The following is a 25,144-nucleotide window of genomic DNA, read 5'->3' as shown; positions in this document are numbered from 1 at the left end:
CTGCAATCCTTAACATATTGCTGCGGCGATCTGTCCAAGAAATGTGCGTGAGAGCGGTGGGACTAAAGTTAACCTTACAGTAGGGTCCTGCCTCCGTTTGGGTCTGCCCCTAGCGGATCAACGTTGATTGCCGCCAATTGAACAAACCGGCTGCCATCTGCTGCATCTTTGGGCTTGCCGCGGATGGATGAAGAGCGCGAGTTTGGATTACCTGTATTAGATCGAAATCTAACCGGCAAGCCATCAACGGCAGCCTAGCCTGAACCTCGAGAAGAGCCTCACCGCAACTGCCCTGAATGGCCGTTAAATCGGGCACGACCCAGCCGTTGCACTCAATCGTGAGTGTCGCCCGACAGCGACTAACGGATTTTCAGCGCCACCGTCCGCTCCGAGTTAAATTCGCCGCGCTCGATTTCTTAGCTCATCGAAAGCCCATTCGGTGGCGCAGATCCGAAATGTAGGGAATCTGCGCCACAACGCAAAGCAAACGCAGTCGTTCGAGGTCAACGATTGAACGCGACGATAGCATTCCACTGGGGCGAGTTGGTCTGCTGATAAATATCTTCCAGTACGGACCAAACATTATTTGATGGCGCAGCACCCGAAAGCTGGAAGCAGGAAGGAAACTCAGCAGCGAAGTTAGCGTCGCTTAGACCGACGAAATTGTTGTAGTTGACAGTCGTATAATTGTACAGTGACGCAGCTTGCTTCGATGCACCTCTCAACTTGTCTACCTTGGTGGTTCCTCGAGCCTGATAGTCAGGCGAATAGCCTCCCTCATACCCGCACATATTTTTGATGCCAAACTTCAAGGCCCAAGCCTTCCAGTTGGCGTAGGCAATTGCGAACTTTGGGAGAGTGTATCGCCCACTGCCGTTGTTTACGGTGCTGACATAAGCTGTGGCGACCTCCATTTGACGGGTCGGATTTCCTTCAGCGGCTGCATAGGCATCTACATATGCCTGCTCCTGTGCCGTGTCGTAGTCGGCCGGAGTGTAATACTGTGCGCAGCACACGTGCGTGACCCACTGAGAGGCGGGAGTTTTGGAATACAGAGCTTGCGGAGGCGCAGACTGCGCCAGATACTTGGTAGAGGCCAGTCGAGCATCACTCGCCATAGTCTCCCCGGTCGCAATGCCGGTTGCAGTCTGAACTCCAGCGAGAACCTGATACTTGGTCCGATCTCCACCGTAAACGTTGCTGATGGCCTGACCGAGCACCGACATCACCTTTCCATACCAATTGTGATAGTCAGCCCCCCAACCGTATGCCGTCGCCTTCGCATTCGCGAAACCGGTGCTCAGGAATCCTCCAACAAAGTTCCAAAGTTCATTTGGCCCCTCGAAACGAGGGATCATCCACGAGGGAGCGTTGGCTTTACAATACGCAGCCAAGCTCGGCATGTAATCCGTGACCGGATCAATAGCCAATGCTGGAGTTACGAAATACGGATGGGCACCTACCTCCGCGCACAACCTTACCATCAACTCCGGAGGGCAGCCGTTACCTAGCCCCATGCTTCCAAGTGCGACATCACCACCCTGCTTGATCCAAGCCTTAAGCGTTGCATCATAGACCAGCGTTGCGATGCTTTGCCATGTACCGCCCACCGGAAAACTGTTTCCAGCAGCAGAGAGAGGGAGACAGAAAGCGTCCAGAATATTGATATCACCGGTCCCACTTACATTGAGCGTGCACGGTCCGCTGTGGCTGGCGTTAAATCTTACAATAACTGTTGCTTTGTCCGCCAGTGTGAACCCGGGCAAATTGGCTGAGTAGGCACTGCCCGTTTTTGTGGTTAGGCCAGCATAGAGGCTGCCGCGATACTCTTCCCCTGCGTAGAAGACATAAGATATCGGCTTCCTGGTTGCCCAGCTAGTGACATTGGTCGAGTTACCCGCTTGCCAGTTCAGGAAACGAATTACTCCGAAGTTAGCCTCGGCCAGCCTCTGCTTGAACTTCAAACCAAACACTTGCCCCTCATTCAAGGCAGCTTCATCGCTTACGTGGAAGACTTGCATGTTGGTGATGCGGGGCGCCCCAATGGAAAGGATACCGATCGAAAACCGATCATCGGTCGTCGAGAAGACATATCGACCACTTCCGTTGGTACTGGTCTTACTGCCGCTCACGGGAGTGTTTTGCATGCCGCAGAAGATCGTTCCGTTGCCGCTCCAAGTAACGACGTAGTTGCCAGGTCGCGCAGTCTGCGGCGGAACGTAAAACACGGTGTACACGCCGCTATGCGAAATTTTCAGCGGATAGCCATCACTGTCGAGCTCCGATGGTTCAGGAGGACCGCTGTTATCCAGGTATTCCCAGCGCTGCGCATTCTTCATGCAGTTCAGAAACGGATAATCTCCGCCGATCTGCAGGAAGTTCAGATTCACCTGCGATCGGCCTTTATTGAAGCCAGACGCGGATGGCAACGTGGTTGCGGCACCGCGTTTTGGCGCAGCCAACGCTATTGGCGCGGCTTCCGCTGCAAATGGGAACAACGTCGACAGCGCACCAGCGCTCGTGCCCTGCAAGAATGTTCTGCGGTCCATCTTCGATGTCATCGTCAGGTCCAATTGTCCGTTGTTAAAAGATCGATAGAGAACTTTCTCGAGGTGTCGATTCCGTCCACAAACACTATTGTTGCTCGCTTACCAACGTGGATCAGCTCCCGCGAAAGGCTGTAGTTCTCTCGGCAGCTACCGACGCCTTGCCTGTAGGACCAAGGGAGTAAACCTCATATTCGCCGTTCGCCGCCGGGTAGTTGTACTGGTAGGGACGCCCCCAAGGATCCAGCAGGTTCTTAGCCTTCTTCAGATAAGGGCCGTTCCAGCGCGGCGCCTCCGGCGTGGCTTCAACTAGCGCCTTCAATCCAACGCTCGCGCTCGGGTATGAACCGTTCTCCATATAATACAGCTCAAGCGCCGTTCCGATATTTTCAATCTGCAGCTGAACCGACTGTGTCTTGGCCTTGCCAAAATAGCCCATCAGTTGCGGCGTCGCGACGGCCGTCAGAACGGCGAGAATTCCCATCACGACCAGCAGCTCCATCAGCGTATAGCCGGCATCTCTCCGATCACGCTTTCGCGCTCCCGCAATTCGTTTGCGAACACCTGTCGCGCTCAAGCGCTTGACCATAGACATACTGATCGCTCCGGAGATCATCTTTGTACCTCGCTCCGGCTATACTGGTGACTGGCAGTCTCCAAAAGGTTGACGGGATGGAACTATTCGTAAAACGGTCAATGTGAGGTAACTCGATGAATGAAACTACGTTCAGTTTACCTAAAACCGGGACCAGACGGTGCGTTCACTAAGGTCCGGGTGCAGTTAGCAACTGTTTAGGTTATCTAGTCCTGAACAATATCGCGTCCGGCCATCTTTCACTTCTCCGTTTTACGGGCAGATTCTCGCTGGGAGCGTCGCACCGGGTTGCGGAAACGCGCCCTAGACGAGTCCGGTAGTGCCGCATCGGCGTATTGCCATCGGCTTCAAAACGCCCACACGCAACGAGCCGATGTTTGCCCTCCCCGGCAACCCCTGAACTCGGGAATCCTGTAATCAGAGCCAAGTCCTTGGGCTGAAGTTTGGCATCCGAGCTCAAGCAAAAATGAACCCTGATGAAATCGGGTTGTGGTGCTCCATATTCGGCAGCGCACCCGGTTCAACTGAATGAACAGAGTCAACACCGCCGTCGCCGAGGTCTCTAAAAATGAACGGGCTGTTTGCGAAGTCAAAGTCCAGGAGAGCCCTCGCGCCCAAGACACCTTCGTTATGCATATCCAATGTGTCAGTGGCTTGAGACGGCAGAATGTCGCTCGTCATCAGAGAGCTTGGCCTCCACCCGGGCAGATCATTTGTAGCAACAGGCCGCGAGCCAGCTTCCGGACCGCCTCCAAAATCTTCGTAGATCACCGAAGGAGCGGACAAAGGGTTGTAAGCTCTGGCGTAAGAAGCGAGATCCTTCAAAGCATCGGCAGACGCTGCTAGAATTGCCCTTCCCACGTTCGAATGCGCTTCGCCAAAGCCGTGGTTGTATTGCTGGTGTTCGAAGTGGACGTGGCGATAGCCCCATCCCATCCAGCTGTGAGTGTGGTCAGGCCTATGTTCCCAAGCAGAGGTGTCGCCGGGCCTGTGGTCGTTGTGTGGATGATCGGCGTGGACGACGGGAGACGGATTTGAGGGCGTTGCCGGCGGAGTCGGCATGACGATCACAGGAGGGACATCTGTCGGAGGGTGATCGTGATCATGCTCCGGAATAGTGCCAGGCGGGCTGGAGGGGGCTCCGCCTGGAGGAGTATCGCCAGGTGGCGTCTCGCCTGGAAGAACATTGCCAGAGCGAACGTTGACTGTAACGATCCCATCGTCGAACTTTGCGTTGTGGTCTGTCGCCCAATACTTGAAGGTTTCCGTCCCAACGAAGTCGCCATTCGGCGTGTAGGTAAGGGTTCCGTCGGAATTCTGCGTAACGGTGCCATGTGTCGGCTGTGTTATGCCATCTACGGACATGGCGAGGCCGTTCGGATCGGTATCATTCTTCAAAACATCGATCACCACGCTTGCCGCTTGCGAGGTCGATGCCGTATCGGCAGCGGCTACAGGTGCCGCGGCATTCAAGTCGACTTTGCCAAGCCATTTTGCGTCTCCATCCAAAAGGAACCATTGGTCCTGAAGGAGAGGAACGTTATCCGCGATCTGTATCGGGATGCTTGTCTTGAAGATCTCGCCGGTTGCCCGATCCGAGAAATACTCTTCCAGCACGACGATCTTCCGACCGTCATCGGTCGTGTAGTACCCCTGGTGCGTGAGGAGACCTGCCATCTGGTCTCTTCCGATGTTGAATACTTCGTTGCCGATGCGATAATTGATCGTTCCGAGATTGTCATGCTTGACGCCCTGAAGCACGACAGAGCGTCCATCGGGCCAATCGAAGCTCCACACCGGGATATCACCCTGCCAGTCCATCTGCAGCGTGGCAGGTATTGATCCCAATTGGCTCGAGTTCAGCAACTTATCGATAGTGGGATCGAAGTTTCTAATTGCGCTGTTTTTAATGTCGTGCGTCTCAAGGTCGATGAAAACGTAATTGAAATCCGATGTCGATATCAGCCGCGCAGGGTCTCCGACGAGCGCCTTATCCAAAACAGCTCCGTCTCTGTAGTTAGCGATCGTTGTGCGGTTGAACACGATATCAATCGCATTATTTCCCAGTTCGATGCCGGCATGTCCTTTCGGTTCAAAATCGCGACCGATATCCGGGCCAGTCAAATCCGTATCAAGAAAAGTGTAGTGGGCGGTATACTCCAAATGTATCCCAATGTCGGTCTCCCACGCCTTGAAACCTTCAACCACGGATCTGACATCATGATCCTGGGCTGGGTCGGCCTTTACGACAATGAATCCATAGGCTGCTGCCAAAACCTCGTTGTTGGTAAAATTCTGTATTGGAGCTGCTGCAACGTCTGTCGACGTCAAGCCATGCAGGATTTCAGGCTGATCCAGATTATCAGCCGCAATGGTAGCCGGAGTTCCCCGGACCATATAAACGAATCCCTCATTGACGCCGGCCGCAACATTGTCGGTCGTCTTTATCAATCGACCTTGGAAGTAAAAGCCGATCCCTGACCGTGCGAGGTCGAAAGCTGCGACGTCGTCAAAATTCTTATCTCCTCCGGCGCCGATGCCGTGAGCCTGAATCGCGATGTTGTTGTGCCAAAGACCGGTCTCATCGCCCGTCTCGGCCACGTAGGCCGCGCCAAATGTGTTAAACGTGGCGTTGTTTTCAATGTCCGCGCTGGATGCGTGCTGCACGATGCCCCAACCGGGAGATCCCCAGATAGCATTACCCTTTACGACCGTCTCCGGGCTGGTGGGGTCGACACCAGTCTCGTGCAGATGGAGCGCATATCGTCCTTTGACATTGGTGTCGCTCGTAACGCCGGTGGCTGTTGCTGCGTCAATCGCGCGCGTTGATTTATCAGTACGACCTAATTCAAAAAATTCGGCATATTCTACATCAACGGACGGGCTGTGCATGAACATGACATGCCCCCGTTGAGAGACCGGGACTTCGTCCGCATTCTGCGTTTCAATCACAACGTTGCGGGTGTAGTCGGCGACATAAGCCTTGAGATCCGCTCTGGGTGAATCGTGATCGTAGGTGAGCGGCTGGTCCAGAACGATGGTCGTGCCGTAGATCGCCTTGATCGTCCGCGCTTCATCCTGCGAGCTGACGTCCAACCAATCCCCATTCACCATCTGGGGCGCAATATGCGTACCCGTCACGACGATTTTGTCACCGACATGCCAGCCGTTCTGCGCGGCGTCTTCATCGAAATAAAGCAGCGTGCTGCCGGCGAGAGGGTCCATCGCGAGCTTCAAGAATGAAGCCTTTTCCTGGCCGTGGATTTCGGTACTGCCGTGCGAGATGACCCCACGGCTGAGCAGCAAGGGATCCCAGTTGAGGTCGATCGGACCGTTATCCGCGATGACGATATTGGCTGTCACGCCGTCCTGAATGGGATGGTCACTCGTGCCTATCCGCAACAAACCAGTCTTGGCAACGACAAGGGTATCAACCACCATGCGCGTGTCGTGATCGGGAGCAAAAAGCAACCTTCCGTCGACGCGCACCGTAAACAACGAGGCATCGCTGACACCATCATAGTTTACGCTGATAGCCTCCGGGATCAGTACCTTGGCGCTAGCACCAGGAACTTTTCCGTCCTCCCATGTTGCTGGATCGAACCAGGATCCGTTCCTGACAGCCACATGCGTGGCTTCGGCGCGCGGTACCAGGGCAAAGAGCGCTGCATGCTCTATTGCCATCGCCGCATCATCGTGATGGGCCGAGGGATCAGTAAGTGCCTTGACGGCTGTCACATAGGCTGCAGTGGAGCTGAAATCGTTTGGGTTCAGTGCCGTGGGCGTGCTGATAATATCATGCATCTTCTTCTCCGAGTGCCCGCTCGTGCCAATTTGGTACCGCCGCTTTCGGGCTGAATCGCGACAAGCGCGTAGATTTAAATCTTTGGACTATTGCGCCGCGCATAACTACGCAGGCACCGCCGGGCTGCATTTAAACGAAAAAACAAGCACTTAAGCGGCCCTAAAATCGAGCCTTCCTGCGTACGTGGAAGATGGAGCACCGCGGCCCCTCATCTGCTAGCGAATTCAAACCGGTTCTTCGAGCCTTGATCTTCGCGATATTCGGGATCCGCACTCGCCTCCAGTAGTAGAGACCAACGGTATAGCTTTGGCGGTTTTTGCCGGGCGAGAACTCTGTTAGTTTCAACCTCAACACAATCGTAAGCGTTGTTTGGGTTATCGAATAAGCGATTTCCTTTGTCGGCCGCGCTCCGGGGCAGTCCCGATTTTTGCCGGCGCGGCCATCTACTCGCAAATCCACTAGGAATCGCCCAGAATAGAATCCGTCCTGTGGCCGTCCAAGTTCTCGCGCTGACGTGCATGTCGGTGAGGCGAGCAACGTCACGGCGATCATGGCCGATCGACCCCATTTTACGAGCCTCCGCCGTGGCACCACCGGTTGCTTGTGAATACAGCAGTTTCCCCTTTTTCTGACAACCTTAACAATGTTCCCCAACCTACAACCTGGGCAGGTGAAATGGAGCTTTGTTGTTGCGTCCCCTTGAGCCGCTATTCATGCTCGCCCTTGCCACCAACCGCTTCTAACTGTCCCATCATCACATCGGCTGGACGATGGAATGTAATGCACGAACACTCCACCAGTTTTGTATTCTTTGTTTGTTTTTCTGCGCTTTTGCCATACCTCACCTGTCTCGGCTGTCACATTGGCGGCTTCCCAGCGATCGAATGGGCTCTCAATAAATGATCAACATCCGCGATAATGATCACGAGCGCGGCAACTACGACGACGCCGTAAGCCACAGCGTGGTACCGGTGTATCTCGTGGAAATACGCAACGACCGTTACAGCAAGGTCGCTCGCCGTTGCCATGCTGACAAGCGATGACACAACGCTTGCCGCCGCATCTCCTCGCCGGAACGAACTCTTCGAATATGAAGTGCCCACGTTCCGCGGCAATACGCTCTTTCACCCGCCGCGTGCGGTGGATGAGATGGGCTGCGCCGTATTATACTCTACCATTGATTGACTAGCTATCCGGTTAGCGATTTGCGCTGGCTAGCAACTTGCCGAATCACAACGCGCGCTCTGATTTCAACTTAAATATTGGCCGGATGAACCGTCGCACCAGTTGACGAGATTCGCATTATTTGAAACGCATAGGTTGCTTATTTAAAGGTGATTCGCAAATGAAGATTAGATCGATAGCATTGGCAATCGGACTGCTCCTGCCTGCCCTTCTTCCGCTACCCTGCTTCGCGTCCACAATCTTTTGGACGCTCAGCGATGTGACGTTCGAAGGCGGCGGCAGCGCAAACGGAACGTTCGCGACGGATTCAGCGACAGGAGCGGTTACATCTTTCAGTATCACCACGACGTTTGGAGCTCTAGCAGGCGCAACGTATGATTCAGACACTTACTCAGCCTACGACAACTTTTTTTCTCCTGATTCTTTCGCTATCGCTGCAGATGGCGCGCTTGGACTGCCTTATATAAATTTTGCTTTTATAAATCCGCTAACGAGTGATGGAATAAACCACCTTGTAGTCAGCATGGATTTGCCCGCCGATCAGGTTTCGTTCGAGTGCAATGACAACGTTTGTGAAATCGGACGATTTATGAGTGCGGGTAGCGCCGTCGGCACTGTGGTCACTGGAGTACCTGAACCCTCGACTTGGGCGATGATGGCCTTGGGGTTCGCTTGCCTAGTCCTTTTTTCTTACCGCCGGAAGAATCAGCGTGTTGCGCGGCGCGTCGCCTGAGGCTCATTCGAAGGCCGCAGTGGGGCTTCTACGTTGATTGCATGACCTTCGCCACAGTCATACCGATCGATGTGCATTGACGCGCGGATAGCAGCTTCTGCCAGATCAGCTTCAGCGTGTTGTGTTCTGTTTAGCGCCGTCCTTTTCCGGATGGCCCCCCAGCTTATAGCGTCCTGTCTACGCGCGGCTGGCCTGCTCGAGAGTCCGGCGGCTGTCGATTTTCACGACGCGAAATTTCACTCGACCAGGGACCATCCATCGGGCATTCTCAACCTGCTCGGGGATCGTCAAAATCCAGAAGCCCGTTTAGACGAAGGTGATCACAGCTGAGGCATGCTTCTCCGGGCGATGCATTCTTCTCTTGGAGTAATAGAGCGGGAAAGCAGCCGTGGCGTCGATTTCCGAGCCTTTTATCCGCCGGCCGGTCGGCACCACGCTGCTGGCGATCGGGCTCTTTCTGATTGGCATGGTTGCCTACGCCTTCCTTCCCGTCTCTGCGGTACCCAACGTCGACTTCCCGATGATCCGGGTGTTCGCCACCCGCCCCGGCGCCGATCCCGCCGCGATGGCGGCAACCGTTGCCGCCCCCCTGGAGCGCAGGCTCGGCCAGATTGCCGGTGTCGAGCAGATCACCTCAACAAGTACGCTCGGCACCGCCAGCATCCAGTTGCAGTTCTCGATCGGCCGCAACATCGACCGCGCCGCGCGCGACGTGCAAGCCGCGATCAACGCCTCGCTGATTGATCTGCCGAGCGACCTGCCGGCGCTGCCGCGCTTTCGCAAGAGCAATCCCGCGGCGACGCCGATGTTCGTGCTGGCGCTGACCTCGAAGACGCTGACGGCGAGCGCGATGTACGACGTCGCCGACACCGTGATCGCGCAGCGCATTTCGCAGGTGCCCGGCGTCGGTGAGGTCACCGTCTCCGGCGCCGACCAGCCGGCGGTGCGGATCGCGCTCAACCCGGTGGCGCTGTCGAACGCCGATATCGCGACCGACGACGTGCGGCTCGCCATCATCAATGCCAATCCGCTCGGGCCCGTCGGCATCTTCGACGGCGGCCGCCAGAGCGAGACGATTTCCACCAACCAGCAGATGCGCACCGCGGCCGAGTTCCGCGACATCATCATCAAGAGCGCGGCCGGCAATTTCGTCCGCCTTGCCGATGTCGCCGAGATCGAGGATTCCGTCCGCAACCACCGCTCGAGCGCCGCGTTCAACAAGCAGCCGGCGGTGCTGATCCAGATCACCAAGCAGGGCGACGCCAACGTGATCGACACCGTCGACCGCATAAAGGCCTTGCTCCCGGAGTTGAAGCGATGGCTGCCCGCCGGCCTCGAGATTTCGACGCTGGTCGACCGCACCAATACGATCCGCGCCAGCGTGCTCGACATGCAGTTGACACTGCTGGCGGCCATCTTCCTGGTGATGATGGTGGTGTTCGCCTTTCTGCGGCGGCTGACGCCGACCATTGCAGCCGGCGTCTCGGTGCCCCTGGCACTGGCCGGCACCTGCACCGGGATGTGGCTCGCCGGCTTCTCGATCGACAATCTGTCGCTGATGGCGCTCGCGATCTCGGTCGGTTTCGTGGTCGACGATGCCATCGTCATGATCGAGAACATGTATCGCAACCTCGAACGCGGTATGGCGCCCTATCCGGCGGCATTGGAGGGCGCCAGGCAGATCGGCTTTACCGTGCTCGCGATCAGCCTGTCCCTGATCGCAGCCTTTACCCCACTGATCTTCATGGATGGGATCGCCGGCCGGCTGCTCCGCGAGTTCTCGTTGACGCTGACCTTTGCGGTTCTGGTCTCGACCGTGGTGTCGCTCACGATCACACCGATGATCTGCGCGCACTACATCAGGGAAGCCGCGTCGGATCGCGCGACCTGGTTCGACCGCCTGATCGAGGGCACCCTGTCGCGCCTCGTCGCCTTCTACGCCTGGACCCTTCGGGCCGTGCTGGGTTTCCCCTTCCTGACCCTGCTCGTATTCTTTGCCACGATCGCGCTGACGGTAGTGCTCTATATCAAGATCCCGAAAGGCTATTTCCCGCTCGACGACAGCGGTCTCATCGTCGGTGCGTCGCAGGCGTCATCTGACACCTCGTTCCAGTCGATGATCCGGTTTCAGCAACAGCTCGAGGATGCCATCGAAGCCGACAACGCCGTCGCCGGCGTCGGTTCGATCCTCGGCAGCATGACCGCAAACCGGGGACTGTTCTTCATCAGCCTCAAGCCGCCGCAGGAGAGACCGGGACAAAGTACGCAGATCGTGATCGACCGCCTGCGCAAGAAGCTGGAAACGATGCCGGGTGTACGACTCTACATGTTCCCCGCTCAGGATATTCGGGGCGGCGGGCGTCAAAGCAGTTCCTCCGACTACCAGTACACGGTCTCGAGCGTTAACGTCGACCTGCTGAAGAAATGGGCCCCCATCGTCGCCAAGCGCATGGAAACGGTCGAGGGCATTACCGACATTTCCAGCGATCGCGATGCCGCCGGGCTTCAGCTCACGCTGATGATCGACCGCAATGCCGCCGCCACGCTCGGGGTCCGCGTCAAGGACATCGACGACGCCTTGAACAACGCGTTCGCACAGCGGCAAATCTCGATCGTCTACACCCAGCGCAACCAGTACATGGTGGTGCTGGAGATCGATCCGAAATTCCAGAGCGACCCTGCCAACCTCGACCGCATCTTCGTGGCGGGCGCCAACGATGCACAGGTGCCGCTGTCCGCGGTTGTCCGCTATGACCGCGGCCTGGCATCGCTGGCGATCAATCATACCCAGTCGATCCCGTCGACAACGGTATCCTTCAATATCGCCTCGAACGTGCCGATCGAGACCGCGATCTCGAACATTCAGCGCGCAGTCGACGAATTGTACATGCCGGAAGGCATCCGCGGCAGTTTCGATGGCAATGCCGGCGACTTCAACAAGACCAGCGGCCGGCAGCCGCTATTGATCCTCGGCGCGCTGGTGGCGATGTATATCGTGCTCGGCGTGCTCTATGAGAGCCTGGCGCATCCGATCACGATCATCTCGACCTTGCCGTCCGCAGGCCTCGGCGCGCTGCTGGCGCTGCAGGTGACGAATACGCCGCTCACCGTGATCGCCTTCGTCGGCATTATTCTGCTGATCGGCATCGTCAAGAAGAACGGTATCATGATGGTCGATTTCGCGCTCGATGCCGAGCGCAACCGCGGCCTGTCGTCGGCGGAGGCGATCTTCGAGGCCTGCCGCGCCCGCTTCCGCCCCATTCTGATGACGACGATGGCGGCGCTGTTCGCCGGCATTCCGCTGGTCATCGCCACCGGCCCCGGCACCGAGCTGCGCCGGCCGCTCGGCATCACCATTATCGGCGGCCTGTTCGTCTCCCAGATCCTGACGCTGTACACCACGCCGGTGATCTACCTCCTGATCGACCGGCTGCGCCAAAAAATGCGGTCCCGCAGCACGCTTTCGCCGCTATCAACGTCGTCTCCACCAGCCTTGCGATAGGCCGGCAAAACCGTGGCAAGGCGGCCGATATGACGCAGGTACGACGGTCGCCTTTAACGTTATCCCAATGCATTAAATAAGAGCCCGAAAGACGTCTTTTCTTTTCCTGTCCGCAAGATTAATGATCGCCGATTGTCTGTATCAACTGGTCTCGCACCCGTGAAATTGCTCGTTGTCATTGTTAACTATCGCGTCACCCAGCTTGCGATTGATTGCCTGCATTCGGTCGCAAAGGAAATCGCCAGCGTCCCCGGCATCCATGTCGCGATCTGCGAGAACGGATCGGGAGATGGTTCCGCCGAACTCGTCCAGCGCACGATCGCGGACAATGGCTGGTCATCCTGGTGCACGCTCACAGCGCTCGACGTAAACCTCGGCTTTACCGGCGGCAATAATGCGGTCCTGCGGCCGGCGCTGGAATCTGCCGACAAGCCCCAATATTTCCTGCTGCTCAATTCCGATACGATCGTCCGGCCAAACGCCTTCAAGGCACTCGTCGACTTCATGGACAATAATCCGAAAGTCGGAATCGCCGGCAGCCGGCTCGAAGAGCCCGACGGCACGCCGCAACGGTCGGCGTTCCGCTTTCAAACACCGCTGGGCGAGTTCGAAGGAAGCCTGAAGCTTGGATTGGTCACCAAGCTGTTGAGCCGGTGGGTGGTGGCCCCGCCCGTGGTCGATCATGCATTCGAGACAGATTGGGTTTCCGGCGCCAGCATGATCATCCGGCGCGAGACGATGGAAGCCACGGGATTACTCGACGAAGGCTATTTCACTTATTTCGACGACATCGATTATTGCTTCAACGCCAGAAAGCGGGGTTGGCCGAGCTGGTACGTTCCGGAAAGCCACGTGGTGCACCTTGTCGGTCAATCTACCGGTGTGAACAGCAAGCCGAAGCGTTTGCCACCCTATCTCCTGGAAGCGCGCAGACGCCACTTCCTGAAGAATTACGGCGCATTCTACGCGGCCATGGTCGACATTTGCAGGATTGCGGGTCTGTCGCTCTGGCGGCTGCGGGTTGTTCTCACGGGGAAGGAAGACACCACGCCGCCGCAGCACCTTTCCGATTCAATCCGGCACAGCGTATTTTTCAAGGGCTTCAAGGTGATCGACGTCAAGAATCCGGCCTTGACCTCGTGATTTCAGGCTCGATCCGGGATTTCGTTATGTCCACCGACGATGAGATTGATCGGAGCCTGGTAGAGTTTGCCCAAAAAGTCGTGGCCATACCGAAGGGCATTGCGCACGAAGCTCATTCCGAACAGCCGCCGCAAGACGCTCCCGACGCGTCGTCGGCCGCAGCCAAAATCGGCAGCCAGAGCCTGCCGCCCTCGCTTCCACACAGCAAGCAAGCTGATCCGGACGCCCAGCTCACCAACGCAGTCGGCAAACAGCTTCGTAACGCGGATGAAATCGCAGGCCTCATCATGAAGTCGCTGCGCGCCATCGATGGTTGCCCTACTCGCAGATTTGTCGTTACGGTCTATGGGTCAAACTCATGGAACGCCATGCTAATGATTCGGCCGGAAGCAGGTCCCCGTATCAATCGCGAGCTCTGGCGTTGTCGAGTACAAGAGATAGGCGTGCGGCTCAGAAACGACTTCGACGTGGCTGATACATCAATCATCTCGACCAGCGGCTCATCGTAACCCTTCCACAAGGTTGCGTCAGCGGAGAGCACGTCGGGTATCCCAGATATGGCAATTAATTCGGCCAACAACGCCTCGCCTTCCAGGTTTGATCCATCAGCACGGGCGTTCCGCCTCCTCGGAATCGATCCTGGCGCAACGGCATCGGAAATCCGCTCCGCCCTCGGTCGGGCACGCGAGATGCATATCGCTCCGGAGAAGGATCTGGCGGAGGCCTCGGCAATTGTTCTGGACCCGGTTCGACGTCTTGCGAGTGAGCTCTCCTATCCTCTCGACAGCACACCCGATCGCGTCGATCTCTTTTACACTGAGCGGCCCGCCGATGCTTCCGACGACGACATCCTGCAAACATCGACCCAGTTTGCTCCGCTCTCAGCGGCCAACTTCATTGCGCGTCATGCGGTGCGGCGCGGCGCCTCCAGCGAACTGCTCCTTGGGCTGATCGACGCACACAATTCCATCGATGTGATGGAAATCTATCGGACCCTGCAGGCGCTCCGGAACCGGGCCGGTTGGCCTCCGCCCTCCCTGGCGAGCGTGAGGGATGGGCTGGACGATCTCTTGGATGCGCATTGCGTGGCCGCCATCGCAGCCTACGATCCGATCGAAGCAGCCGCAGAACCGATGCTGGAAGCCACGCGCTGGATACTCGCAACCCGTGAACCGCCACTCATCCAAACGCATTCGCTGCTATTGGAAGCCTATCGCCGCGCGATTGCGAAAGTCCGTGCCAAAGCCGATCAACAGGTCGACAGCGCCTGCCAGGCGCTGGAACAACACTCGGGAGACGCGTCGTCGGTTGAGAGATTAGCAGACGCGCTGCACCTCTGGGCGTCGCTATGCGAGCCACTGCTGTTACTCGACGCACACCAGGAATTGAACGACGGCGATGCGAAAGTCACTCCCGATCGCGTCTTCGGCCTGCTCGGCGAACTCAGCAGCCAACGGCACTACCGTACGGCACAGCAGGTTCTGGAACACGCACTCATCGTTTTCGGGTCAATTCCGGATGCGGCCGCACGCCTCGCCGAGGTCGGAGACATACTGCGCGAGATGCTGCAGGCCGGTTCGACCGCCATCGTGCAGAACCCGGAGCTTGCGGTGCCGGTACGAAGCAGCGGCTTCCCTCATGTCAGAACGGCCGCGGTCGCGGCCGCAGCGCTGCTCGTCATGCTTGGACTTCTGGTTGCGTATTGGGCTTTCGACGGAGAAGCGGCACTCTCCGTCGCCTCAGCGCCCAATCCGCCCGAAGCGAGGGCGGAGCCGGAATTGCTTCCTCCCGTCGGCAAGGGCCAGCGCTTCGCGCGAGAATATGTTCGTTACTGCCGTTTTCAGGAGGAGCGGCTGCGTGTCGTGAAGCAGCAGGTTCGAGGCCCCGAAGACATCCGCGCCTACAACGCGCTTGCAAGTGACTACAATTCACGCTGCTCAGATTTCTTCTATCAGGACGAAGATCTGAGAGCGGTGAAGGAGGAAGTCACCGCGAAACAAAAAATCCTCGAAGCCGACGCCGAGCGCATACTTTCGACCTGGCCCTGGCGTACGAACGTCGGCAGGGCGCCGACGGCATCGCCCAGATAGTGGGCTACGAAAGTGCCGCAGATTATCGGGCAATGTCAGGTTAAAACGCATCCATTCTGCGGACCCGTCAGAGCAAAGTTCCCGATTTAACCTTTTGCATGGCTATCAAGCTTAACGCGCGAGTTGCGTTGCGAATGGCCTGCGAGAAACTATGGTTGTTTTCGAGTTATCAGATTCGGCCGAATTGATTGCATCATCCGCGGAGCATTTCGTGAAGCGTCATCGTTTGAGCAAACCAAAAACCGTTCGGGCATTGCCGGCCACGAAGTCGTTGAGCGACCGTTATGCTGAAGTGCTGAGGTTGCGTCGGGCCATATGCCAGACCCAGGCCGCGCTGCAGGCGCCGACCACCGTCAATCGGCTCGCCGCGAAGTAACCTCATGCGTCCGACCGTTACCAGGTGCGCCTACCTGTTTGCCATCGCCACAGCCATGATCGGCTGGTCGTGGCTGCTTCTGCATAGCCTCGCCTGGGCGTTTGACTTCTAGACTGGTCTGAGGACGGATGTCGCGCCGCCTCGAAGCCTGCGCTCAGTCGCAGACTCTGACCGCTCGTTGCCGCCAGGCCCTGCCGGTCCAGACGCGGCGCAGCACATAGCAGGCAGCCGCACTGCGATAGGCCCAAGGACCGTACTCGGCATATTCGCCATAGCCGAACGGATAGTCGTAGCCATCGTCAAATGGATGACCGTAGAGGCGAGCGTAGCCGTAGGCCCCCGGATAGCCAATCCCGCGGAATCCCGGCGCGACGATATACGTGCTACCGGCTGCCGCGATATCAGGGACGATCGTGAGCGCCAGGCAAAGCGAAAACAAAGCTGAACTTGCTTTACGCATATTCCGGCTTCCTTGCACCGCCTCGTGGAGCGGAATGGTCGGATGGAGCTTTGGCCAGATGATCGATGAACTGAGCGCCGAACTCGCATCCGATGCGCCATGCCAGCCGGCACAGGCGAGGACGGCCTGTCGAAAGGACCAGCGTGAACTCTTCGGGCACATCGAGATTTTCAGCAATAACCCGCACGCCGCCATCTGATATGTCCGTGATCGTGCAATCCCGCGGCAGCGAACCGACCCCCAACTGAATCTTTGCCGCCCCATGACAGGCGCGACGTTCGCTTTTTCGCCGATCCACAAACACCCCGACCCCACCCATATTTGCTGATTTTGTCTTTTGGCAATCTTTATCGAAAATCCATTGGACTTCGCCTAAGCGATCGCCCCGCAGTCGATGGTTTCCCTTATCGGAAAATTTACCGCCCAACGGGCCGGCGAAGGCTGACGGATCCTTCTGGCCCGCCCAGCCGAAGTAAGGTTAAAGATCCAATTACCTCGAAAGAAACATTGGACCGGTGCAAAACGCGACGATGAACAGACGTATTGCTCAGCTTGCCATTGCAGCGGCATGGATCGCGGTCATCGTGATTGCCTATGCCACGCTGACGCATGTCGGCTTTGTCTATGGGATCTATTTCAAGCTCGCGCCGTACCTGATGCGGCCGGCGATGCAAACCTATGCTCATTTCGAGCACGTGATCGCTTTTGCCATCCTCGGTGCTCTCTTCGGTTTCGCCTATCCGCGGCGCCCGATTCTTGTTTGCTGCATCGTTTTCGCCGCAGCGGCGTTGCTGGAGATTGCGCAGACCATAACGCCGGACCGGCACGGCACGTTGATCGATGCGTTGGAGAAAATGGCAGGCGGCGCGGCTGGAATTCTGCTCCGTAGGACAGTCCAGATTCGTAGAACCAAAGGAAAAATCAGCGCCGACTGGTTCGGCGCATGTCGCGCCGGTCGACGTCATCGCCCTTGAACGATACCATTTTTTGTAGTTCGTTCGAAAGCTACCTATAGCGCGATCCGAAATTGCTCACGACACTTTCCTTCTCTTAGCCCGTCATCGCAGCTTGAATGCAAGTCCCCGTACCCTTGCAGCCGAGCCGACATGCTGTCGCGCTATCAAAATACCAACCGCAATAGCTTCGCGCGAATTATGCGCCTACTTTGAATCTTGAATCGAGTTGAAGCATTGTCAGCACGCCGCTTCCGATCTCGGTTGCTCCGCAAACGACCCAAACTTGCCTGCCGCCGCATCTTCCAAAACCTCCCACATGGTGATCCTGGGCGATGGCGCTAGGAGGCTGTTCGCCCGGCCTAAAGAGGAGCCCGGGGCAGAACAAGAACAGAACGATGTACCAGAATCCGGCTGTTCGGAGCATCCCTGCCCTCCTCTAACCGTTAAATCGGGCGATCCTAGAGCTTAGAAATTCAGCTTGATGTCGCGCTCGAAGTTGGGTGACTCCTTACCGAATTAACTAATCAAATCGAAGCGCCTTTAAGGACGTAAAGTAGAACTTTAAATCAGAGCGTATCGGCGATTGCCGCTTGATGTGCCGGCGATCGGTCAGAAGACCTTGAAATAACGGCATCACCACCCAAAACTTGACGAGATTGCCTATTTTTCCCGAACAGAGTCGACTCCATTTCGATTTCATGTTAGTAAAGCATTAATAATTTAGTTGGTTTGTAGGAGGTTTGAATGGCGTATTCTCCAAAATGCCTATTTTTGGGTGTCTTGATTGCGAGCATTATAACGTCATCCGCCAGCGCAGCGGTCGTTATTCAAGCGGTCAATGGAAACGGCAGTTTCGATCAAAATGCCCTTTTCCAGAGTGATCAAACCAATCTGACAACGGTTACGGCCATTGGAAATCAATCTCAGGCCGATTTGATTACTTTCACTAGCAATGATGCCTTCAATACAAACGCAAACGGCCAAGCCACGATCACGGCTTTCAACACCACTTTCAATGATCTTTCGTTTATTCCAGCGGGCACAGAGACGGGATTTACTGCAGTCCTATTTAATATCATCGTTCCGAACAATTCGAATCCCCCCATTACTGTAAGCTTTAGCTTCAATAACGGAGCCTTCGGGGATCTTACCCTGGGTAATAACGTCTATGATTTTACCTTAGGCAACGGAAGCAACTTCTTTCTGGCAACGGTTACGAACGGCAGTATCATCTCGCAGGGTTCACTTGTCACTAGCGGCAACATGGACGCTTTCCAACAGGTCAGAGTTGACACTGTGGCAGCCGTGCCCGAGCCAAGCACGTGGGCGATGCTAATCCTTGGTTTCGCTGGCGTCGGCTTCATGGCCTATCGGCGCAAGAACCAAGGTTCAGCGTTTCGCATTGTGTAGGTGTTCTTAAGGCAAAAGCGCATAAGGGCCGCCTAACAAAGGCGGCCTTTTTTGTCGGTCGCGCTAATGAATTTCGCATCTCCGCGGGGGCAGATGATGAAACAACTCAACTTCGAAACGTTTCCGATTGATGAGTTATGGGCGATCCATGAGCAAGTCGGCAATCTGCTTGCCGAAAAGATGACAGCTGAAAGAAATAAGATTGAGGACCGGCTGAAGCAACTGCGCGGCGACTCCATTGAACGGCGGCATTACTCCAGAATCCCTCCGAAATATCGAAATCCTGCTAATCGCTATCAGACTTGGTCTGGACGTGGCCGAACGCCGCTGTGGATCAAGAGGCTGCGGATGGAAGGCAAGAGCATGGAGGATCTGCGAATCCCCGAGCCGGCTTGAGCGAAGTCGGTCTCCGGGCGGCGTTCCTGCGGGTCAAAATTTGGAGGATCTTCGAACCGACCTTAAGCGTTGCAGTTGGCGCTTGAGGCGCTTTCCGTGGACCTTGACGCAATCGAGTGCGGACATCACTACTCGCTCCAACTTGCTGCTAGAAATTCGACCGGAAAGCGCTCCATGAGGATGCTGGTCTCGTTGCCGTCGCAATTAAACGGGCTCAAACACCCGGATTTCCAGCCTGTGCGCGGTCGCTTTCTTGGTTTGGTGTGAAATATGCTCGAATCGGCGGCTCTAGTGCTTCCTTATGGCGGGACATGAAAGTTTGCGGACCAGCAAAGATTCCGCTCGATGACCTTTGGCATCTTCATGAGCAGGTCATTCAGTTGCTTGATAAAAAACTGCAGCAAGAGACCCGCAAGCTCCAGCGTCGGCTGGATAACCTTGGTCACAGGTTGCGCGGAGCTGCCAGCGACATCCCGCGGCGTACCCCTAGCCAAGGTTAAGCCGAAGCTTCGAGGCCAAAAGCCCCCGCGAAAAACTTGGTCAGGACGAGGCAAAACAGCCGTGGTAGCTGGCCGAACGGTTGGGGCCGGAAGAGTGCGTGATGATTTCCGGATCAAGCAAGTGACCTATGATCGTGGAGAAGCGCGATAAATGACTTGACCCGTTCGGTCACGGTAGATACTTCTTATTAAATAAGATTGATTATTTGAGGTGGACGATGAATAAACTTAATTTTGTCGGCGCTTTTCTTGGTATAGCATTCGCGTTGAGCGCGACGTCCGCGGGTGCAGCCATCGTCAATGGAAGCTTTGAGGATAACCTGCAGGCTGCCGGCACTTGGGCTATCTATCCGAATTTGATCGGTTGGACGGGCGGACCCAACGGCATCGAACTGCGAAACAACGTCGCTGGCACCGCCTATGACGGCGTCAACTTTATCGAGCTAGACACAACCGCCAACAGCATCGCCACCCAGAATATCGTGACGGGAATCGGGCAAACTTATGCTCTCAGTTTTGCTTACTCGCCGCGTACCGGGGTTGCTGACGGGTCAAACGGCATCGCAGTCTACTGGGGTGGTACGCTCCTGAACACTTATACGGGCACCACGAATGCTAATAGTGCGTGGACGGTATACACCGTAAACGTCACAGGTGACGGTTCGGACTCTCTTGAGTTTAGGGCAGTTGGCACCAGCGACTCGTATGGCGGCTCGTTGGACGCAGTTATGCTCACCGCCGTCCCCGAAGCCTCCACCTGGGCTATGATGATCCTGGGCTTCTTCGGCGTCGGCTTCGTGGCCTACCGTCGGAAGCAGAATGGACCTGCATTGCGCATGGCCTAAGTTTTCCGGACATCAGACGCTAAAGGCCGCTTCGGGGCGGCCTTTTTGTTTATTGGACGGCCGGCAATGCCGCGAAACTATTCCGCGGCCATCTCAATTCTAAGATCGTTTACGTTCTTTCCCGACTTCAGTTGCTTCGCAAGCTAAGCAGATCGTTGGCTCTTCCTCTCTCCCGCTCTTTTGAAGAAGACGCCGAGATTGTCACCGTTCACCCAGGCAAGTTCACAGCGTCGAAATGCCAATCCGGTCGACGACAATAACAGAAAAAATTCTTTCAACGGCAGACCGTCAATCGAACCTTCGACGCCGAGTTTTGCACCGGTATCCGAGATATCCTGGATCTTGCAAGCCCGGCGCCAAGTCCCGTCGATAGCCATCATGTGCGCGTCGTACCCTCGCTCGAACACGACCCGCCGTGACTTGCGCAGCTCCATCTGGATTTATCCGTCACCGAAGTAAACGGCCCGAGATCGATCACTGAGGCCACTCTCGTCGCGACCCAGAATGGGCCCCTAAGTATGATGACCGTAATCTCGAACCTTCAAGAGCGTCCTAATTGGTCTATCGGTTTTCGGCATCCTCGATCAGTTTCCGTAATTGCCCCTTGGAATTGAGGTTCCGGTGAACGCTCCTTCACGATCAAACTTTGCTTACCGCGGCTTGGGATCGAGCTATAAGCAGGGGCAATGAGCCGGATGTGCGCAAGCAGTCCCGGCAGTTCCCGAACCACGAGAGCGGCAATGATTTACCGACCGACACCTGTTCTGCTTGCGGTAGCGACGATCGCACTTTTTGGAACTGTTGCTAAAGCCCAGGCACCCAAGGAAGTAACAACTGAGAAGAACAAGCCCGTAATCCTCGGGAATTTTTTAAATGCTCCCAACAATTGCGGCACCAATCCTGGGCCGATCCCCTTGCTAAAACTTCGCGAGAAGCCCTCCCACGGCGTTGTCGTTTTACAAATTGTGATGGGTGACGTTGCGGCAACCGATGCTTGTCCGGCGCGGAAAATGCCGGCCATTGCGATGTTCTACACCCCGAGCAAAGATTTCGTCGGCAAAGACTCGGTTCAAGTCGAATTCGAAACAGGCGATAACAAGATGCCCAGCCTGAGCTTTATGATTACCGTCCAGGCAACCCGGTGAAAAGTAGGCGAAGACCCCATACCTCCGGCGCGCCCCATAGTAGCCACGGCCAACCCGATAATAGGCCTCTCCGAGGGCTAAGCGGGGCGACGATTCCCTGGTAAGATATTCAGTTGGTTGACAAAAAACTGAAGCGACAGGCGTAATGCTGCAAAAGCCACCTTTTGAACTTGATCAAAGGTACTATAATACCACAGAGTCCAGGGTTATTTTGGCAGAACGAAGCCAATTTTAAACATTTGCAATCCCTTGCAGGGAGCCCACCACCCAGATCCACCAGAGGCCGATAGCAAGGTGCGGCCCGAATGAAATCGCCTGCTTGCGATCCAGCTCATGTCCTTGCGCTCTCAGAATCAGCAAGCTGGCCAAAGCGGAAGCCACCGCGATCAACAGCAAGCCGGGGATTCCTTCCACGCCGATCCAAAGGGTGCCCGCCGCGACAAATTTCACGTCGCCGAATCCCAGCCCGTCATGGCCCCGCAGCCAGCGATAACCGGCGCGGAACAGGGCCGCGGCGGCAAAGACCAGCGCTGCCTCCAACCCACGCGACCAGAGGTCTGCCGGGCCCCACAGATAGGCCTGTAGCGCTCCGCCTGCGGCCAGCGCCAGCACCATGCTGTCCGGAATGATGCCGTAGCGGGCGTCCATCGCGCACACAGAGGCCAGGAGAACGACGAGGTAGCAGCCTGCGAAGGCCGGCAACGCCCAGCCGGGATCGCCTGCAAGACCAAGTGCGAGCCAGATTGCGCCGGCGATCAGGCCCCATGCCACGACAACGTATTGCCGACCAGACGGCTGCCACGCCAGCGTGTCGCCGAGAAAGCGGCCGGTACGGTCGCAGGTCTTGCGCAGCGCGCGTATCATCTACCGCTCGCATGCAAGGGAACGGTCAGCTTTTCGCCCTGCCCCTCCAACACGACCTGCTCCGGCGTCACCGCGGCAATGCGCCAGCCGTCGATTTGCTCGTTGACCTGAACCCACACGCCTACCGGGTTTTGCGATGTCATCAGGAACGCCTTGGCCACCCCGTCGCTCATGAACACCCCTTTCAGGGTAATTCCGGAATCCAATGTGGCTGCCATCGGTGGCGGCGCGGAGGCCGGCTCCGCCGCAACAAAAACCTGCCGGTTCCGCGAGAACAGCGGACGCTGCAGGATATTCTCAAAGCCTGCGGAGGCGCGTGTACCGGCGGCCTTGGCGGCCGAGCCGCTTCTGCCAAGCCATGTCGGGGCCGTGACCGTCGAGAGCTCGAGCGAAATCACCGCGCTGAACGTTGCCACCGCGGCGAGCCCGATGACGGCCGCAAGGCCGACGATGAGGACACGCGTCGCAGGCCGCAGCGCCACCAATTCGCTTCGGCCGGGCAGTTCGGCCCGCCCGAGCATGGCGGCGAGCCTCGAGCTCACGAATTGCCGCGGCGAGCCGGTCATGCCCGCCAGCCGGAGCTGAACCATCTGAGCCAAGGACGTCATGGCGTCCGCTCCACCACGGAGGATCGGCGACCGGCTTGCTGACCATCCACCGCCCGGTCACCGGGAGGTTGCGAACCGTCCCGGATAGCGCCCTGAACCCTCAGCTCCGCCCTGATCGGACCGTCCTCCCCGTCCGCCAGGCTGCGGAACGCGGCGGAGGTGACAAACAACAGCGGCGTCTGATTCTCGATCGCAACGATCATGTCGCGAACGGCCGTCAACGGCCCTTCGAGCTCGACGCTGACGGCAATCAGGTGCAGCGACTGCGACCGGCTCCCCTGCAGGCCCCGGATGGCGAGCAGATTGACACCGGCGTTCGCGGCCATCGACTTCAGGCTGGCCTGCAGATCGGCACTGGCAACGCGCTCTTCATTGCCGGGAAGGAAGGGATCGCCTGTTCGCCCGACGCTGCCGGCCGACTTCTTGGCCGTGCGCGTCACGTTCTGGAAATGCGCAAGCTGCGCCGCATGGTCCGAAATCTCTTCGCCCCTGCTGGCAAAGTGGCCCATGATGGGCGCAAGGATGAAGATCGCCGTAAAGAGGATGGCGGCGGCGTTGAGGGCCAGGAACGGCGTCCCGCGCGCCAGTTTCAGACTTCCAATCATGGCGCAGTCCGGGATCTTGCGGCCGGCCGCGCCGCGCGGGCGCCGCGCAGCTTGAACAGGATGCTGAAGCGATCCTTGCGCTCGTTCGCGTCCGTCGTGATCGCGGACGTCAGCGTCGCGCCGGAAAACAGCGGTGACCGATCGATGGTACGAACCAGGCCGGCGGCATCCGCCGAAAACCCTGAAAGCGTCACCGTGCCGTCGGCGATGCGGGTCTCGGTCAGAAAGGTATGATCGGGCAGAATGCGCGACAGCTCGTCCCACACGGCGAGAACGCCGGTCTCGGCCTTCATTGCGAACAGGCGCGCCGCGGGATCCATCCCGTCGCGGCCGCTTTGAACAGATTGACGGGCCTCGATGAGCGCCGTCTCCAGCGCAGCGGCGACGCTGGCCTGACGCCATTCGAAGACGACCAGGCCGAGCAGGACGGCCCCGAGGGCTGCAACCGCCAGCAGCCGGACCGCGCGCTGCGCCCACGCCGGATCTTCGTCGCTCACAGCGCGGAACGTGATCACGGACACGGCCTCGCCGCCGGCATCCGTCACCGCCAGACAGTCGATATCGCGCGAGGCCAGACCGAGCTCCGACAAGGCGGCCTCGGCGCGATCGCGCCGGATGATCCAGTGGCACATCGGCACGACGCCATCCGACTCCGCGCCGACGGCAGTTGCCGCATGCCAGATGTCGGGAAGCTGAAACGGCGTCCGCCGCAAGATGTCCTGCTCGAGGATCCTGGGCAGAGCGCCGAAGGCCGCCTTGGGCACGCTCAGCTCGCGCAGAAAGAACAGCTCGCGCGTAATCACCGGTGCGACTGTCACAGCTTCCCGCGACACGCCCTGTTCGATGAGCCACCCGTGCAGCGCAGCCGCGTTGAAGTGCGGAAAGGGAATTCGGATTTCCGCCGCGCCGCCGGCAGAGGCCAGGCGGCACGTGACGCTGTCGCCATCTCGCCGAAGCGTCACGACGGGTCTTGCCTCGCCTTCAGCCCATGCGCGCCAGCGCGCAGGAACCGCATCGCGCAAGCCCGACAGCCACCATTGCGCAAAGCCCCTGCCCCACGCCGTGAGAACGTGGAGGCCATCGGCTCGGGCTGCGGGCAGATCGGCGACAGGCATGATCGTCACTTGCGGATCGAGGACATTCGATTCGAATGGACGAAGCCTATTTACTAATTCTTTACGAAGAGTAACGAGCGGCCCTGGAGCATGATGAGGGCAGGTCAGGCCCGATGCTGCGTTGATCGCCCAGACGAAATATCGAAAACAACCCCATGCAAAGTAGCCGTCAAGAGCCGACCTGACAGGCGATCGACTGACCTAAAGCGGGATGACGTTTCTTCGAATCGTCATCCCGCTTTATCTTTTTGTTTGAGCATGATCT

21 protein-coding genes and 1 pseudogene are annotated in these 25,144 nt (G+C 57.5%); 12 read left to right on the top strand and 10 right to left on the bottom strand.

All coding sequences use genetic code 11. The features are described 5' to 3' along the window. Positions 1–503: 503 nt before the first annotated feature. The 3 genes from CQ12_RS37220 to CQ12_RS37210 all read right to left on the bottom strand — a co-directional run bounded on the left by CQ12_RS37220 (position 504) and on the right by CQ12_RS37210 (position 6,945). Positions 504–2,561: a hypothetical protein gene (locus CQ12_RS37220; protein WP_057840200.1), complete on the bottom strand. Its 2,058-nt coding sequence runs from the start codon at positions 2,559–2,561 to the stop codon at positions 504–506. Between the two features lie 100 nt (positions 2,562–2,661). Continuing rightward, the gene (gene gspG, locus CQ12_RS37215) at positions 2,662–3,141 is read right to left on the bottom strand and encodes a type II secretion system major pseudopilin GspG (RefSeq protein WP_198164377.1); all 480 of its coding nucleotides are present in this window, start codon (positions 3,139–3,141) and stop codon (positions 2,662–2,664) included. Between the two features lie 456 nt (positions 3,142–3,597). Next, positions 3,598–6,945 carry an Ig-like domain-containing protein gene (locus CQ12_RS37210; RefSeq protein ID WP_057840199.1) on the bottom strand — a complete coding sequence of 1,116 codons (3,348 nt, stop codon included), beginning with the start codon at positions 6,943–6,945 and terminating at the stop codon, positions 3,598–3,600. A 900-nt stretch (positions 6,946–7,845) separates the two neighbouring features. Between CQ12_RS37210 and CQ12_RS44655 the strand changes: the two genes are divergently transcribed. The 7 genes from CQ12_RS44655 to CQ12_RS37180 all read left to right on the top strand — a co-directional run bounded on the left by CQ12_RS44655 (position 7,846) and on the right by CQ12_RS37180 (position 15,975). Further along, on the top strand, positions 7,846–7,989 hold the full coding sequence (locus CQ12_RS44655; RefSeq protein WP_157088724.1) for a hypothetical protein: 144 nt from the start codon (positions 7,846–7,848) through the stop codon (positions 7,987–7,989). 302 nt (positions 7,990–8,291) lie between these two features. After that, a complete protein-coding gene (locus CQ12_RS37205) occupies positions 8,292–8,864 on the top strand; it encodes a PEP-CTERM sorting domain-containing protein (RefSeq protein WP_057840198.1) in 573 nt (190 codons plus the stop codon). A 388-nt stretch (positions 8,865–9,252) separates the two neighbouring features. Continuing rightward, a complete protein-coding gene (locus tag CQ12_RS37200; RefSeq protein WP_057840197.1) occupies positions 9,253–12,366 on the top strand; it encodes an efflux RND transporter permease subunit in 3,114 nt (1,037 codons plus the stop codon). Between the two features lie 159 nt (positions 12,367–12,525). Continuing rightward, a complete protein-coding gene (locus CQ12_RS37195) occupies positions 12,526–13,509 on the top strand; it encodes a glycosyltransferase family 2 protein (protein WP_083519643.1) in 984 nt (327 codons plus the stop codon). Positions 13,510–13,535: 26 nt separating this feature from the next. Continuing rightward, on the top strand, positions 13,536–14,018 hold the full coding sequence (locus CQ12_RS37190) for a hypothetical protein (RefSeq protein WP_057840195.1): 483 nt from the start codon (positions 13,536–13,538) through the stop codon (positions 14,016–14,018). A gap of 48 nt (positions 14,019–14,066) precedes the next feature. Further along, complete coding sequence (locus CQ12_RS37185) at positions 14,067–15,599, top strand: hypothetical protein (protein ID WP_057840194.1); 1,533 nt, start codon at positions 14,067–14,069, stop codon at positions 15,597–15,599. A 151-nt stretch (positions 15,600–15,750) separates the two neighbouring features. After that, positions 15,751–15,975, top strand: coding sequence for a hypothetical protein (locus tag CQ12_RS37180; RefSeq protein ID WP_057840193.1), 225 nt, complete (start codon positions 15,751–15,753; stop codon positions 15,973–15,975). Between the two features lie 154 nt (positions 15,976–16,129). On the opposite strand, the gene CQ12_RS37175 is transcribed toward CQ12_RS37180, so the two are convergent. Then, positions 16,130–16,435, bottom strand: coding sequence for a hypothetical protein (locus CQ12_RS37175; protein ID WP_157088723.1), 306 nt, complete (start codon positions 16,433–16,435; stop codon positions 16,130–16,132). A gap of 61 nt (positions 16,436–16,496) precedes the next feature. Beyond that, positions 16,497–16,754, bottom strand: a pseudogene (locus tag CQ12_RS47515) (PilZ domain-containing protein); the annotation flags it as partial. A 211-nt stretch (positions 16,755–16,965) separates the two neighbouring features. On the opposite strand from CQ12_RS47515, the gene CQ12_RS37170 reads away from it, so the two are divergent. The 4 genes from CQ12_RS37170 to CQ12_RS37155 all read left to right on the top strand — a co-directional run bounded on the left by CQ12_RS37170 (position 16,966) and on the right by CQ12_RS37155 (position 20,542). Next, a complete protein-coding gene (locus tag CQ12_RS37170) occupies positions 16,966–17,409 on the top strand; it encodes a VanZ family protein (RefSeq protein WP_057840191.1) in 444 nt (147 codons plus the stop codon). Between the two features lie 726 nt (positions 17,410–18,135). Then, a complete protein-coding gene (locus CQ12_RS37165; protein WP_057840190.1) occupies positions 18,136–18,801 on the top strand; it encodes a PEPxxWA-CTERM sorting domain-containing protein in 666 nt (221 codons plus the stop codon). A gap of 96 nt (positions 18,802–18,897) precedes the next feature. Next, a complete protein-coding gene (locus CQ12_RS37160) occupies positions 18,898–19,197 on the top strand; it encodes an H-NS histone family protein (RefSeq protein ID WP_198164376.1) in 300 nt (99 codons plus the stop codon). A gap of 718 nt (positions 19,198–19,915) precedes the next feature. After that, the gene (locus tag CQ12_RS37155; protein ID WP_057840188.1) at positions 19,916–20,542 is read left to right on the top strand and encodes a hypothetical protein; all 627 of its coding nucleotides are present in this window, start codon (positions 19,916–19,918) and stop codon (positions 20,540–20,542) included. A 143-nt stretch (positions 20,543–20,685) separates the two neighbouring features. Here CQ12_RS37155 and CQ12_RS37150 read toward each other — a convergent pair whose 3' ends face one another. After that, positions 20,686–20,976, bottom strand: a complete 291-nt coding sequence (locus CQ12_RS37150) for a hypothetical protein (protein WP_057840187.1) — start codon at positions 20,974–20,976, stop codon at positions 20,686–20,688. A gap of 306 nt (positions 20,977–21,282) precedes the next feature. Here CQ12_RS37150 and CQ12_RS44650 point away from each other — a divergent pair, with 306 nt between their 5' ends. Further along, positions 21,283–21,687, top strand: a complete 405-nt coding sequence (locus CQ12_RS44650) for a hypothetical protein (RefSeq protein WP_157088722.1) — start codon at positions 21,283–21,285, stop codon at positions 21,685–21,687. Positions 21,688–21,918: 231 nt separating this feature from the next. Here CQ12_RS44650 and CQ12_RS37145 read toward each other — a convergent pair whose 3' ends face one another. From CQ12_RS37145 to CQ12_RS37130, 4 genes are read right to left on the bottom strand one after another with little or no spacing between them, the layout of a single operon-like run. Continuing rightward, on the bottom strand, positions 21,919–22,551 hold the full coding sequence (locus tag CQ12_RS37145) for a prepilin peptidase (RefSeq protein ID WP_083519640.1): 633 nt from the start codon (positions 22,549–22,551) through the stop codon (positions 21,919–21,921). After that, positions 22,548–23,159: a hypothetical protein gene (locus CQ12_RS37140; protein WP_157088721.1), complete on the bottom strand. Its 612-nt coding sequence runs from the start codon at positions 23,157–23,159 to the stop codon at positions 22,548–22,550. The genes CQ12_RS37145 and CQ12_RS37140 overlap by 4 nt, the downstream gene beginning before the upstream one ends. Next, a complete protein-coding gene (gene gspM, locus CQ12_RS37135; protein ID WP_057840185.1) occupies positions 23,156–23,764 on the bottom strand; it encodes a type II secretion system protein GspM in 609 nt (202 codons plus the stop codon). Before gspM ends, CQ12_RS37140 begins: the two co-directional genes overlap by 4 nt. Further along, positions 23,761–24,879, bottom strand: coding sequence for a PilN domain-containing protein (locus tag CQ12_RS37130; protein WP_198164375.1), 1,119 nt, complete (start codon positions 24,877–24,879; stop codon positions 23,761–23,763). The genes gspM and CQ12_RS37130 overlap by 4 nt, the downstream gene beginning before the upstream one ends. Positions 24,880–25,144 lie beyond the last annotated feature (265 nt).

The organism is Bradyrhizobium jicamae (assembly GCF_001440395.1).
In the GTDB taxonomy this organism is placed as follows: Bacteria; Pseudomonadota; Alphaproteobacteria; order Rhizobiales; family Xanthobacteraceae; genus Bradyrhizobium; species Bradyrhizobium jicamae.
This window is presented reverse-complemented; position numbering and strand designations above follow the sequence as displayed.